The organism is Streptomyces sp. NPDC107528 (assembly GCF_055639295.1).
The window spans coordinates 814954-827201 of sequence record NZ_JBVKAV010000002.1 but is presented as its reverse complement, the minus strand read 5'-3'; the positions used below and the strand labels follow the sequence as shown (position 1 = coordinate 827201).

The 12248-nt window shown below is 71.3% G+C and carries 12 protein-coding genes and 1 pseudogene; 8 read left to right on the top strand and 5 right to left on the bottom strand.

The annotated features are described in order from the left end of the window. Nucleotides 1–6: 6 nt before the first annotated feature. The 3 genes from ACZ7L5_RS08810 to fdhA all read left to right on the top strand — a co-directional run bounded on the left by ACZ7L5_RS08810 (nt 7) and on the right by fdhA (nt 3797). Nucleotides 7–561 carry a methylated-DNA--[protein]-cysteine S-methyltransferase gene (locus ACZ7L5_RS08810; protein WP_471515501.1) on the top strand — a complete coding sequence of 185 codons (555 nt, stop codon included), beginning with the start codon at nt 7–9 and terminating at the stop codon, nt 559–561. Nucleotides 562–754: 193 nt separating this feature from the next. Continuing rightward, complete coding sequence (locus ACZ7L5_RS08805; protein ID WP_471515876.1) at nt 755–2041, top strand: MFS transporter; 1287 nt, start codon at nt 755–757, stop codon at nt 2039–2041. A 529-nt stretch (nt 2042–2570) separates the two neighbouring features. Then, on the top strand, nt 2571–3797 hold the full coding sequence (gene fdhA, locus ACZ7L5_RS08800) for a formaldehyde dehydrogenase, glutathione-independent (RefSeq protein ID WP_471515499.1): 1227 nt from the start codon (nt 2571–2573) through the stop codon (nt 3795–3797). A gap of 106 nt (nt 3798–3903) precedes the next feature. Here the strand turns inward: fdhA and ACZ7L5_RS08795 are convergent, their stop codons facing one another. Then, complete coding sequence (locus tag ACZ7L5_RS08795) at nt 3904–4332, bottom strand: VOC family protein (RefSeq protein ID WP_362378401.1); 429 nt, start codon at nt 4330–4332, stop codon at nt 3904–3906. Between the two features lie 99 nt (nt 4333–4431). Between ACZ7L5_RS08795 and ACZ7L5_RS08790 the strand changes: the two genes are divergently transcribed. Continuing rightward, the gene (locus tag ACZ7L5_RS08790; RefSeq protein WP_471515497.1) at nt 4432–5340 is read left to right on the top strand and encodes a pseudouridine-5'-phosphate glycosidase; all 909 of its coding nucleotides are present in this window, start codon (nt 4432–4434) and stop codon (nt 5338–5340) included. Next, nucleotides 5337–6278 (top strand): carbohydrate kinase family protein, encoded by a 942-nt coding sequence (locus ACZ7L5_RS08785; protein ID WP_471515495.1) that lies wholly within the window; start codon nt 5337–5339, stop codon nt 6276–6278. The genes ACZ7L5_RS08790 and ACZ7L5_RS08785 overlap by 4 nt, the downstream gene beginning before the upstream one ends. A 276-nt stretch (nt 6279–6554) precedes the next feature. Here the strand turns inward: ACZ7L5_RS08785 and ACZ7L5_RS08780 are convergent. Next, nucleotides 6555–7343 (bottom strand): annotated as a pseudogene (locus tag ACZ7L5_RS08780) (methyltransferase); the annotation flags it as partial. Nucleotides 7344–7663: 320 nt separating this feature from the next. On the opposite strand from ACZ7L5_RS08780, the gene corA reads away from it, so the two are divergent. Continuing rightward, on the top strand, nt 7664–8791 hold the full coding sequence (gene corA, locus ACZ7L5_RS08775; protein ID WP_471515493.1) for a magnesium/cobalt transporter CorA: 1128 nt from the start codon (nt 7664–7666) through the stop codon (nt 8789–8791). 140 nt (nt 8792–8931) lie between these two features. On the opposite strand, the gene ACZ7L5_RS08770 is transcribed toward corA, so the two are convergent. From ACZ7L5_RS08770 to ACZ7L5_RS08760, 3 genes are all read right to left on the bottom strand, one after another. Next, on the bottom strand, nt 8932–9369 hold the full coding sequence (locus tag ACZ7L5_RS08770) for a CBS domain-containing protein (RefSeq protein WP_365064990.1): 438 nt from the start codon (nt 9367–9369) through the stop codon (nt 8932–8934). A 121-nt stretch (nt 9370–9490) separates the two neighbouring features. Continuing rightward, complete coding sequence (locus tag ACZ7L5_RS08765) at nt 9491–9904, bottom strand: PPOX class F420-dependent oxidoreductase (RefSeq protein ID WP_471515490.1); 414 nt, start codon at nt 9902–9904, stop codon at nt 9491–9493. 111 nt (nt 9905–10015) lie between these two features. Then, nucleotides 10016–10657 (bottom strand): nucleoside/nucleotide kinase family protein, encoded by a 642-nt coding sequence (locus ACZ7L5_RS08760; protein WP_471515488.1) that lies wholly within the window; start codon nt 10655–10657, stop codon nt 10016–10018. Nucleotides 10658–10846: 189 nt separating this feature from the next. Between ACZ7L5_RS08760 and ACZ7L5_RS08755 the strand changes: the two genes are divergently transcribed. Both ACZ7L5_RS08755 and ACZ7L5_RS08750 read left to right on the top strand, forming a co-directional pair. Then, nucleotides 10847–11542 (top strand): DUF2293 domain-containing protein, encoded by a 696-nt coding sequence (locus ACZ7L5_RS08755; protein WP_471515486.1) that lies wholly within the window; start codon nt 10847–10849, stop codon nt 11540–11542. 217 nt (nt 11543–11759) lie between these two features. Further along, the gene (locus ACZ7L5_RS08750) at nt 11760–12239 is read left to right on the top strand and encodes an anthrone oxygenase family protein (protein WP_471515484.1); all 480 of its coding nucleotides are present in this window, start codon (nt 11760–11762) and stop codon (nt 12237–12239) included. Nucleotides 12240–12248 lie beyond the last annotated feature (9 nt).

Sequence of the window (12248 nt, the reverse complement as noted above, 5' to 3'; positions counted from 1 at the left end):
TGGCGCATGGACAGCCATGGGCAGTACGAGCCGCAGGTCGTGTGGGCCGTCGTTGGTTCCGACATCGGTCCGCTGATGCTGGCCGCGACCCGCGACGGCTTGGTCAGCGTCGTGTTCCACGCCACGGAGAAGGTGCGCGAGAAGACGCTCGACCGACTGGCGTCCCGACTGGGCACCGAGCCGGTCGAGGCGCCCGGCTCCCCGCTGCTGGCCGAGGCGATACGGCAGGTGGAGGAGTACTTCTCGGGTGTCCGGCGCGACTTCGAGCTGCCGCTCGACTGGTCGCTGATCTCCGGCTTCAACCGGCAGGTGCTGCACGAGCTGGCTTCCGGTGTCCCGTACGGCTCCGTCGTCGGTTACGGCGATCTGGCCGGGCGGGTCGGGCAGCCGGGCGCGGCCCAGGCGGTGGGAATGGCGATGGGCGCCAATCCGTTGCCGGTCGTCGTGCCCTGCCATCGGGTCGTGGAGAGCGACGGCGGCATCGGAGGGTTCGGGGGCGGTCTGGAGACCAAGCGGAAGCTGCTCGCGCTGGAGGGGGTCCTGCCGGAGCCGCTCTTCTGATCTCCTGATGACCTTTCGATGGCTTCACATTCTTCACACTGTGAGGGCTCTCGGTCTCTCGCGGGGTTGGGCGGGCGGGAGATGAGGGGGAGACTGCGCCTGTGACGACACCTTTCACCCTGCTGTACGCAGCCGATTCGTTGTGTTGGCCCCTGCTGACCCGCCGGAGGAGCCGTTCAGCCGGGTGCGCGTCGTGACCGCCGTGGAGCGGCGGGTCGTCGTTCCCGTACCGCCCGACCGGTTGCCTGCCCTGCGGCGCCGTATCTCGGGCGTGCTGATCACCACGCAGATCCTGGGCGGCCTGGGCGTCGCCACCGGCATCGCGCTCGCTGCGGTCCTGGCCAAGGAGGTCAGCGGCACCGAGTCGCTGTCCGGGCTCGCGCCCACCGCGACCGTCGCCGGTACGGCGGTGCTGTCGATGCCGCTCGCCGCGCTGATGACCGCGCGTGGGCGAAGGCCCGGGCTCGTTGTGGCCTATCTCATCGGGGCCGTGGGCGCGGGTGTCACGGTGCTCGCGGCAAGCATGGGGAGCTTTCCGCTGCTGCTGTGCGGGATGGCGGCGTTCGGCGCGGCCTCGTCGGCGAACCTGCAGGCGCGGTTCGCCGCCGCGGATCTGGCCGAGCCGGAGCACCGGGCCCGGGCCATCTCTCTGGTCGTGTGGGCGACCACGATCGGCGCCGTCCTCGGCCCGAACATCGCCGCGCCCGCCGGTCGTAGCGTCACGGGACTCGGGATACCCGCCGCGGCGGGTCCGTTCCTGTGGGCGGCGGGGATCTTCCTGATATCCGCGGTCGTGGTGGCCGTACTGCTGCGGCCGGACCCGCTGCTGACGGCGCGCGCGCTCGCGCCGGCCGAGGAGCAGTCGCCCGCGGCCCGTTCGCTGCGCGCCGGAGTGGCAGCGGTGGCCGCCTCGCCCCGGGCGCGGCTCGCGGTGGTGACCGTGGCCGTCGCGCATACGGCGATGGTCTCGGTGATGTCGATGACCCCGGTCGACCTCGCGCACCATGGCGCGGGCATTGATCTGATCGGGCTGGTCATCAGCGCGCACATCGCCGGCATGTACGCGTTCGCGCCGCTCATGGGGCGGCTGTCGGACCGGCTGGGGCGGCTGTCCGGAATCGGCCTCGCCGTGGGGCTGCTGGCGTGTGCGGTGTTCGTCGCCGGTACGGCGGGCGGCAGTCATGGGCAGACGGCCTTCGGACTCTTCGTACTGGGGCTCGGCTGGTCGGCGGCGCTCGTCTCAGGTTCCGCGCTGCTCACGGACTCCGTGCCGCAGCCCGCCCGGGCCGCCGCGCAGGGGCTGTCGGACCTCGCCATGAACGCCTCCGCGGGCATCGGCGGGGCTGCCGCCGGGCTGGTGGTCGCGCAGGCGAGCTACGCCTGGCTGAACTTCGCCGCCGCGTGCCTGCTGTTGCCGTTGGCGGGGCTGGCTCTGTTCACCCGGGGCAGGCGGACGGAGAAGGCTCCGGCGAGCGGCTGACGCCGGCCCAGGCAGCCCGGCCCGCCGAGGGACACACGCCGGCTGGCCCGGACCGCAGGGAACGTAGGAGCAGCGCACCTGCTCCGCCCAGCCCAGTCCCCCCAGCCCAGTCCCCCAGCCCGCAAGCTCTGCACGTCCAAGCCGCCGCCCCTCCAAGCCGCCCCACGATGCCGAGCGTCACACGCTGGTCGGCCCGAACCCGAGGGACCACAGGGGCGGGCCCACCCGCGCCGCCCAGCCCAGTCCTCCAGCCCCCCTCCAGTCCCCAAGCCCGCAAGCTCTGCTGGTCCAGCCGCCAGGTCCGCAACCCCTGCTCGTCCCGGAGCAGCGTCGCCCCTCCGCCCCCCCGTCCGCCCGGAACGCAAGCCCGCCCCACCCGGCTCGCGCCGCGCCCAATCAGACCGGACGCTCCGGGTAGCCGCGAGGGCTGGCCGGAGCCCGTTCGCAGTAGCAGACTCGGCCATACGCACAGCCGCTGGCATCCGACTGGCATCCGGATAGAACCGGGCCGAAGGGACGGCGATCAGGCATGAGCGGAAACAGGGCAGTGGCGTATCTCAAGCCGGGCACGGTGGAGGTCAGGACCATCGACTACCCCACGCTCGAGCTCCAGGACGGACCGGGAGTCGCCCCAGACAACGTCGGCCGCAAGTGCCGGCACGGGGTGATCCTCAAGGTCCTCGCGACCAACATCTGCGGAAGTGACCAGCACATGGTGCGCGGGCGGACGACCGCGCCCGAAGGGCTGGTCCTCGGACACGAGATCACCGGCGAGGTCGTCGAACGGGGTCCGGACGTCGAGACCATCGACGTCGGCGACATCGTCTCCGTACCGTTCAACATCGCCTGCGGGCGGTGTCGTAACTGCAAGGAGCGCAAGACAGGCATCTGCCTGAACGTGAACCCGGCCCGTCCCGGGGCCGCGTACGGCTATGTCGACATGGGCGGCTGGGTCGGCGGGCAGGCCGAGTTCGCCATGATCCCCTACGCGGACTTCAACCTGCTGAAGTTCCCCGACCCGGACCAGGCGCGCGCGAAGCTGCTCGATCTGACGATGCTGTCGGACATCTTCCCGACCGGCTTCCACGGCGTGGTCAGCTCGGGTGCGGGCGTCGGCTCGACGGTGTACGTCGCCGGGGCGGGACCGGTCGGGCTCGCGGCGGCCGCTTCGGCGCATCTGCTGGGCGCCGCCGTCGTCATCGTCGGCGACCTGAACGCCGAACGCCTCGCCCAGGCACGCAGCTTCGGCTGCGAGACCGTCGACGTCTCGCAGGGCAGTGTGGAGGAGCAGATCGCGCAGATCCTCGAGGAACCCGAGGTGGACGCCGCGGTCGACGCGGTCGGCTTCGAAGCGCGGGCCCACGGCCCGAACGCCCAGGAGGCGCCGGCCACGGTCCTCAACTCGCTGATGGGCGTCACGCGCGCGGGCGGTGCCCTCGGCATCCCCGGCCTGTACGTCACGGAGGACCCCGGAGGGATCGACCAGGACGCCAAGTCCGGGACGCTGAAGGTGCGGCTGGGCCTCGGCTGGGCCAAGAGCCACCGCTTCACGACCGGACAGTGCCCGGTCATGCAGTACCACCGGGGCCTGATGATGGCGATCCTGCACGACCGAGTGCAGATCGCCAAGGCGGTCAACGCGACCGTGATCGGGATCGATGACGCACCACAGGGCTACGCCGAGTTCGACCAGGGCGCCAGCCGCAAGTACGTGCTGAATCCGCATGGGGCGCTGGACGGCCTGCAGCCGGCCTGACGTCCCCCGCTCGGACGCCCCCGAGTACGGGGGTCACGCGCGCGCGTGACCCCCGTACTCGGTGCCACGCGCGCGTGGCCCACACGCTCGGTGCCCCGCCGGTTCACTAGTCGTAGTGCCGGGCCTCGAAGATGTTGCCGTCGGGGTCACGGAAGTAGAAGCTGCGCCTGGCCTTGCCGCGGGCGCCGAAGGAGTCGTACGAGTACTCCGAGACGGGTACGTCCTGCTCCTCCAGGTGGCTGCGCAGCCCGTGGAAGTCGGCCTCCGGCAGGGACAGGCAGACGTGATTGACCGGGTGTCCCGCGCTCCGAGCGGCGTCGGGGAGCATCTTCATGCGTTCCGCCATGGTCATCGGCATGAGGTCGAGGATGGTCTCTTCGTTGACGCGCACCGAGGGAAACGGCGCCTCGCCCGCGATGAAGTCCGTGAGCCTGACGGGCAGCATGCCGAGCGTCTTCTCGTAGAACGCGGCCGACGCGGCCGGGTCGCTCACCCAGAGGACCACGTGGTCGAGGCGTGTTGTGTTGTCGGTCATGCATTCCAGGCTGGTGGCGTCTCACACATGCCGCAAGGGTTTGACCCGGTGCGCCGCCCGCCAGAGATGAGGGAAGACCGACGGACAGGAGGCAGGCGCGTGGTGCTGGTGGTGTCGGAAGAGGTACGGGACGCGGTCGACGCGCGTCGACCTGTGGTGGCCCTGGAGTCCACGATCATCGCGCACGGGCTGCCACGCCCACGCAATCTGCAGGTGGCGCTGGAGCTGGAGGACGTCGTACGGCAGGAGGGTGCCGTACCTGCGACGATCGCCGTGCTGGACGGGCGGCCCCACGTCGGCCTGGACAAGGAGCAGCTGGAGCGGATCGCCAACGAGGACGGGATCCGCAAGCTGGGGCACCGGGATCTGCCGCTCGCGGTGGCCTCAGGGGCGAGCGGGGCCACCACGGTGTCGGCGACGGCTCTGCTTGCGGCCCTCGCAGGGGTACGGGTGTTCGCGACGGGCGGGCTCGGCGGTGTGCACCGGGAGTGGACGGTGACGCAGGACGAGTCGGCCGACCTGGGGCTGCTGGCGCGGGCCCGGATCACGGTGGTGTGCGCCGGCGTGAAGTCGATCCTCGATGTCCCGGCGACCCTGCAGCGGCTGGAGACGCTCGGAGTCGCCGTCGCCGGCTACCGCACGGAGCGCTTCCCCGGCTTCTACCTGTCCGACTCGGGGCATGCGGTGGACTGGACGCTCGGGTCGCCGCAGGAGGTGGCCGAGGTGATGCGCGCTCAGGACGCGCTCGACGGGCCGGAGTCGGCGCTGATCGTCGCCAATCCAGTGCCCGAGGAGGAGCAGCTGGATCCCGAGCTGCACGCGCGTGTGCTCGCCGACGCGCTGCACGCATGCGAAAAGAAGGGCATCACGGGGCAGGCGGTCACGCCGTTCCTGCTGGACTACTTGGTACGGCACACGGACGGTGCCTCGCTGAGCGCCAACCTCGCGGCGGTGCGCGGCAACGTACGGCTGGCGGGGCGCATCGCGGCCGCCTGGGCCGGGGCGTGAGCGAGCCGGAGAGGGGGCCCGCCCCGGCCGACCGGCGCGACGGCGCCCTGCTCGTCGTCGGCGACGTGGTCACGGACGTCATCGCCCGGCACCGGGGACCGCTCGCCTCGGGTACGGACACCGTGGCGGCCGTCCGGACGGTGCCGGGCGGCGCCGGCGCCAATGTGGCCTGCTGGGCGGCGTATTGGGGCGCCGAGGAAGTGCGGCTGCTGGGGCGTGTGGGAGGGGACGCGGCCGAGTGGCACGAGCGGGCGCTGACCGCGAGTGGAGTACGGCCCTGTCTCGTGGTGGATCCGCAGGCGCCGACCGGGACGGTGATCTGCCTGGTCGACACGGGCGCCGCTGCCGAGCGGACGTTTCTCACCGACAGCGGGGCGTCCCTGCGGCTCGACCCCGGCGACTGGTCGGATGCCCTCCTCGACGGCGTCGCATGGCTGCACCTATCGGGTTACCTGCTGTTCTCCGAGCCGAGCCGCGCGCTGGTGGCGGCGGCATTGGCGTCCGCACGCACGCGTGGAGTGCCGGTGAGCATGGACCCGGCGTCGGCCGGCTTCCTCGTGGAGCTGGGCGTCGACCGTTTCCTGGCCTTGGTGGAGGGCCTGGACGTCCTGCTGCCGAGCCGTGACGAGGCGTGTCTGCTCACAGGGCTGCCCGATGCGGTGGACGCGGCGGCCAAGTTGAGCCGCCATGTGCCGCTGGTGGTCGCCAAGCAGGGCGCGGACGGGGCCATGGTGGCCAGGGCGGGCACCGTAAGTGCCCACGTCCCCGCCAGGCCGACGGCCCCGAGGGACACCACCGGCGCCGGCGACGCCTTCACCGGTGCCTTTCTCGCGGCCCTGCTTGCGGGCGCCCGGCCCGAGGAAGCGGCGCGGGAGGGGTGCCGGGCAGGTGCGCTGGCAGTGGAGCGGGTCGGCGGAAGGCCGCCCGCGCCGGAGTGACGGCAGCCGACGTCGGCTGAATCGATGCCGGCTCTCCAGTTACCGCGGCGATGCCGTCTCTCCGGCGACTGAGGCGACGTCAGCTCCCCGGCGACCGCGGCGATGCCATCTCCGGCGACCGAGGCGACGTCAGCTCCCCGGCGACCGAGGTGACGCCGGCTCCCCGGTGTCGGACGATGTCGGCTCCCCGGTGTCCCGCGACATCAGCTCACCAGTGTCAGGCGACATCGGCTCCTCGGTGACGGACGCGATGTGGACTCCGCTCTCCTCCGGCGCCCTGCGCCCCCACGCCGAGATCATCGGGGCGGTGGCCAGGTCCATGCCCCCGGCGGCGACGTTGGCGAGGTGGCGGTCGATCTCCTCGTCGGTGGCGATGCCCTCGGCGACGAGCTGGTCGCGGATCTGACGGACGGTGGCGGACTCCAGGGCGGCGCAGGCGGGCGACGTGATCGGGAAGTACGCGTCGGCCTCCACCCTGCGCAGGCCTGCCTCACGGAGCAGACGCGGGAGCCGGCGGCCGTAGGACAGGTCGGCGTCGCGGTCGGCGAGCAGTTTGCGGAAGCCCTGCCGGAGGCGGTTCGCGAGCTGCTGGTCGGGGCCGTACTCGTCGGGGCAGAGCAGGGGCTGCAGTGCGGGGTCGGCGTCCTCGATCAGGAGCCGGCCACCGGGGCGCAGGGCCTCGATCATCGTCCGCAACGCCCGTTCGCGGTCCGGCACATGCACGAGTACGAGCCGGGCGTGCACCAGGTCGAACCCCTCCCCCGGCGGCTCGTCCGTGCCCACGTCGTGGATGCGGACCTCGACCGGAGGGCGGGCGGCCTGGGCGAGCAGTGAGGTGTCGATGTCGGTCGCGACGACCCGTCCGGTCGGGCCGACCTTCTTGGCCAGCCAGGACGCCACCGACGTGCCGCCGGCGCCCACCTCCCAGCAGCGCCAGCCGGGTCCGATGCCGAACCGTTCGAAATGCCGGAACGTCGTGGGGTCGAAGAGTGTGGCGAACGCGTCGAAGCGCTCGGCCGCCTCCGCCTGCCGGTTGTCGAGGAGATACCCGTCGGTTCGCGTCATGACGCGATCATCCCAGTTGCCCGGCTTGTCCGGAGGGGGCGACGCTCGGCAGGACGGCCCCGAATTTGGTACGGCCACCGTACGGCCGTCGCCGGCGGACGGCGGGTGCCTCGGCCGCCCCCGTGTGGGTACTCCCCCTTTGTCCACAGCCGGGAACAAAGCGGAATGGCCTGTTCCCACAGGCTTACCCGCCTCTCACACCCACCTGGCAAACTGGCGGGCCAGGGCGCAAAGATGCAGCGCAGCGCGAGCGAACCGAAGGGGCTGGAAGGCCCGGAGGTGAGCGCGCGTCAAGGGGAGATCCACGCAAGGAGATCCAGATGTCCATGGCAGGGAATCTGCGGAAGGTCACCGGCCTCGGCAGGGCCGGCGGCCTCCGCAAGGTGGCACGGCTGGCTCGACGACGCCCCCGCGTCGACCTCAGCCACCCCGCCCGGTCCCCGCTGGGCTCCTCGGTGGTGAACTGCGTGACGTACCGGGACGGTGTGCGGGTCCCGGAGAGCGGCGATCTGGTGGACGTCGTGCAGAAGGTGCGCAAGCGCGGCGGTGGTTTCGTCTGGCTCGGTCTCCATGAGCCGACGGACCAGGAGTTCGCGGGCATCGCCGACTTGTTCGCCCTGCACCCGCTGGCGGTCGAGGACGCGGTCGAGGCACATCAGCGGCCGAAGCTGGAGCGCTACGACGAGACGCTGTTCGCGGTGTTCAAGACGGTCTGCTACGTCGAGCACGAGGAGCTCACGGCGACGAGCGAGGTGGTCAACACCGGCGAGATCATGGTGTTCGTCGGCCAGGACTTCGTGATCACGGTGCGGCACGGGCGGCACGGCTCGCTGGGCCCATTGCGCGAGGAGCTGGAGTCGAGCCCCGATCAGCTCTCCAAGGGGCCGGCGGCGGTGCTGCACGCGATCGCGGACCACGTCGTCGACGACTATCTGAGCGTCATCGACTCGGTGCAGGAGGACATCGACGAGGTCGAGACGGAGGTGTTCGCGGCGAACGGCGCGCGGGCCGACCCGGGCCGGATCTACCAGCTCAAGCGGGAACTGCTGGAGCTGAAGCGGGCCGTGGTTCCACTGAGCCGCCCACTCGAGGACCTGGCCTCGCTGTCCATCCGGGCGGTCGAACCGGAGATACAGGCCTACTTCCGTGACGTCTCCGACCATTTGCTGCGGGCCAAGGAACAGATAGCCGCCTTCGACGAACTGCTGAACTCGATCCTGCAGGCGCACCTTGCACAGGTCACGGTCTCGCAGAACGAGGACATGCGGAAGATCACGGCCTGGGCCGCGATCATCGCCGTGCCGACGATGGTGTGCGGGGTGTACGGAATGAACTTCGAGCACATGCCCGAGCTGCGCTGGACGTTCGGCTATCCGCTGGTCCTGGGCGTGATATCCGTGGCGTGTCTGGTGCTGTACCGCGGATTCCGGCGCAACGGTTGGCTCTGACCCTCTGACCCTCTGACCCTCTGACCCCTGTGGCACTCTGATGCTTTGACGCGGTCGGCCGGCCGGCTCCGGTGCGTCCCCGCCCGCCGGGGTGGGCAGGACGAGGACGGCAAACGGAGTGCGGTCGGGCGTTCGCCGGCTCAGCGCGTTGTCGGCGTGCCGGTCCTGGCGTAGACGCTCTCGGCCCAGTGGGCGACGTCGCCCTGCCGCAGGTTCAGGACCAGATCGGCCTCGCTGATCATGCCGACCAGGCGCTTGTCCTCGATGACGGGGAGCCGACGGATCTGATGGTCCTGCATCTCCCGGAGCACGTCGCTGATGTCGGCGTCCGACTCGATCCAGCGCGGGGTGCCCTGGGCCATGTCGCCGGCCGTGACCTTGCTCGGGTCGCGGCCCATGGCCACGCAGCCGATGACGATGTCGCGGTCGGTGAGGATGCCGCAGAGCCGTTCGTTCTCGTCACTGATGGGAAGGGCACCGACGCCCAGCTCGCGCATCAGCTGGGCGGCGCGGTCCAGGGTCTCGTGAGCCGGGATCCACTGGGCGCCACGGTGCATGATGTCTCCGGCAGTGGTCATGAAGTACCTCCCGATGCCGGACGGCCGGCGCGGCGCGGGACGCACCGCTAGTCCCGGCGCCCTTCATTCTCGCCGTGACGCCTGCCCGACGCACCCGGAACCGAGCGGTTACGGCCACCGGTCAGGCCGAGAAGCGCACGATCTTCCGTGGGACGACACGGATGATCACTCGGACCTCGTCGTCCTTCTCGGCGGGCGGGTCGATACCGAGGTACTTGTGCGAGAGCTCATACGGCAACCGCTTGGCCTCGTCCGGGACGATCTCGGCGGTGCCGCGGATCTCGACGGAGCTGTAGGGGTTGGCGAGGTCGTACACCGAGACGCTGATGCGGGGGTCGCGGCGGAGGTTGCGCACCTTCTGCCGGGCGTCGACGGAGGAGAAGAGCACGGTGTCGCCCTCGCGCTTGATCCAGACCACCGAGTTCTGCGGGGCGCCGTCGGGGCCGATGGTGGCCACGCCGGCGAAGTTCCTGCCGTCGAGCAGGGAGCGGACGGAGTCGTCGAAGGAGATCGGATCACCCGTGGAGGACGTCATGGCTTCAGAGTAATTAAATGCACGTGCATGCAAAAGGGGTTTCGGGAAAGTGGGGCCCGCCTATTCACCGGCGCCACTCGCGCCCCCCGCTCCACCCACTCCGTCACCCCCTCACCCGCTCCACGCCGGATGCCGTGGGTCGTCGGCGCGGACCAGGACATCGGCTGTGCCGGCCGGGTCGGTCTCTTGGTCGTAGCGCTCGAAGGCGGGGAGGGTCCAGTACTCGGCCTCGGGGGTGCGGCGGCGCAGAGCGCCGGGTGAGAGGAGGACGTGGACGGTCAGGTCGAAGGGGAACCAGTGGCGCAGCAGGAGGGGACCGTGCAGCAACAGGAAGCCGCCGGGCGGGAGTTGGACGTAAGGACTGCGGGTGGCCCGGTCGGTGGCCGGGTCCCAGAGGTCGGGCAGGACGCGGCCGTCGCCGCCGGGTTCGAGCGGGCCGAAGACCTCGCGCCACAGGGCACCGGTGTCGGACCAGCCGTCGTAATAGGCCTCCACGTCCTGGTGGCCGTACTCCAGGCGGACCGAGGCCGGGCGCAGGAAGCCCTGCGTACCAATGGCGAGCGAGGGCCGGCCGCGTATCCGCAGCGCCTCTCCGACTCGCTCGGCGAGGTCTCCCGGGCGGGCTGCCGGGGCCCCGTCGAAGGCGATGCGCGGCCAGGAGCCGCCGTCGGCCGGCTTCAGGTCGAGCAGCCGCTCGGCCAGCAGGTCGCCGAGCCGTTCCCAGGTGATCGCTTCGAGTCGCACAGGGCCCATGATGCGACAGGAGGCGGTGGTCGCGGGCGCCGCCCATCAGGGGCCGAGGGTCTCGCCGCGCGGGCGAGAGGCGCACGGAATGCGACCGCGGCGCGGATGACGGCGGACCTGATCAGGGGGCGTGCGAGGGCCTGCCGGACAGTTCCAGGCATAGTTCCCCGGACCGGTTCCGCGGGGAATGAACCCCGTATGGCACCTCTCGCAACTCCCGCGTCCGGTAACGGCCTTGTTGTCATCCAGCCCCTGAAGCGGCGGCGCTGTGCGGAGTGTCATGCGGGACCGTTGCAGATGCTCGTGCTGGAGGACGGTGTGCCTCGGTGTCTCGACTGTGCCGACCTCGGGCATCTGGTGTTCCTGCCGCGTGGTGACACGGCGTTGACGCGCCGGTCGCGGGAGGAGAGTGCGCTGTCGGCGGTGGTCGTCCGGTTCAACCGGCGCAAGAGCCGTTACGAGCGGCAGGGCGTCCTGGTGGAGGAGGCGGGGCTCGCCCGGGCGGAGCAGCGGTGCCTGGCGGACGCGGAGGCCCGGCGGCGCCGCCGGGCGCGGGACGCCCGGCGGCGCGCTCGGGAGGACGTGCGGTTCGCTGAGGCGTTCGCGGCGGAGATACGGCGGCTGTTCCCCGGGTGTCCGGCGGGCCGGGCGCGGGACATAGCCGCGCATGCGTCGGCGCGCGGCAGTGGACGGGTGGGGCGGAGTGCGGCGGGGCGGGCGTTGACCGCGGGGGCCGTGACCTGGGCGGTCGCGGCGTCCGTGCGGCACCTGGACACGCCGTACGACCGTCTGCTGATGGGCGGGGTGCCGCGGCACGAGGCGCGGCGGCGGATCGCGGCGGCGGTGGAGACGACGTTGCGGGCCTGGCGGGTGGGGGTGTCGGAGGTCGGCTGACATTGCTCTGCCTCGTCCGAGGAGCGCCCACGGCCGATCGGAGGTGCGGCCGCGGCTGGTCCGAGCCGCGCCCGTGGCCTGTCCGGGCCCACGCCCGTGGACGCTCACGTATGGGCTCGCGCCGCTCGGCCATGTTCACGGTTCTCGTACAGGATTTCACTTGATGTGACGGATGGGCCGGGAAGGATCTCGGCGGGATGCGGGAGTTGACGTTGACATGATCGATGGGCCGTACTTCGTACTCGTGGTCATCGGTGTGGTCGGGACCGGCCTGGTGGCCGGGGTGTTCTGCGCCTTCTCGACCTTCGTGATGCGCGGGCTCGCCGCGCTGCCGCCCGCGCAGGGCGTCGCCGCGATGAAGGCGATCAATGTGACCGCACTGATGCCGGCGTTCATGCTGGTGTTCATCGGGTCGGCGGTGCTGTGCGCGGTGATTGCGGTGGTGACGTTCGTGCTCTGGCCGGACGAGGGCACGGTGGAACTGTTGCTGGGCAGCGGGCTGTATCTGTTCGGCACGTTCGGCGTGACGATGGTGGCGAACGTGCCCCGCAACGAAGCGCTGGTCAAGCTCGACGCGGGCACCGCGGAGGCGGCCGCGTACTGGCCGACGTATGTGCGCGAGTGGACGGCGTGGAACCACGTCCGGACGATTGCCTCGGCCGCCGCGACGGTGTCGTTCGTTCTAGCCATCAGCTGACCGTCCGCG

Bases quoted from the DNA above. Each gene is read 5' to 3' on its own strand.
- ACZ7L5_RS08810 (WP_471515501.1), top strand. From the start codon at position 7: ATGGACAGCCATGGGCAGTACGAGCCGCAGGTCGTGTGGGCCGTCGTT.
- fdhA (WP_471515499.1), top strand. From the start codon at position 2,571: ATGAGCGGAAACAGGGCAGTGGCGTATCTCAAGCCGGGCACGGTGGAG.
- ACZ7L5_RS08795 (WP_362378401.1), bottom strand. From the start codon at position 4,332: ATGACCGACAACACAACACGCCTCGACCACGTGGTCCTCTGGGTGAGC.
- corA (WP_471515493.1), top strand. From the start codon at position 7,664: ATGTCCATGGCAGGGAATCTGCGGAAGGTCACCGGCCTCGGCAGGGCC.
- ACZ7L5_RS08770 (WP_365064990.1), bottom strand. From the start codon at position 9,369: ATGACCACTGCCGGAGACATCATGCACCGTGGCGCCCAGTGGATCCCG.
- ACZ7L5_RS08765 (WP_471515490.1), bottom strand. From the start codon at position 9,904: ATGACGTCCTCCACGGGTGATCCGATCTCCTTCGACGACTCCGTCCGC.
- ACZ7L5_RS08760 (WP_471515488.1), bottom strand. From the start codon at position 10,657: ATGGGCCCTGTGCGACTCGAAGCGATCACCTGGGAACGGCTCGGCGAC.
- ACZ7L5_RS08755 (WP_471515486.1), top strand. From the start codon at position 10,847: ATGGCACCTCTCGCAACTCCCGCGTCCGGTAACGGCCTTGTTGTCATC.
- ACZ7L5_RS08750 (WP_471515484.1), top strand. From the start codon at position 11,760: ATGATCGATGGGCCGTACTTCGTACTCGTGGTCATCGGTGTGGTCGGG.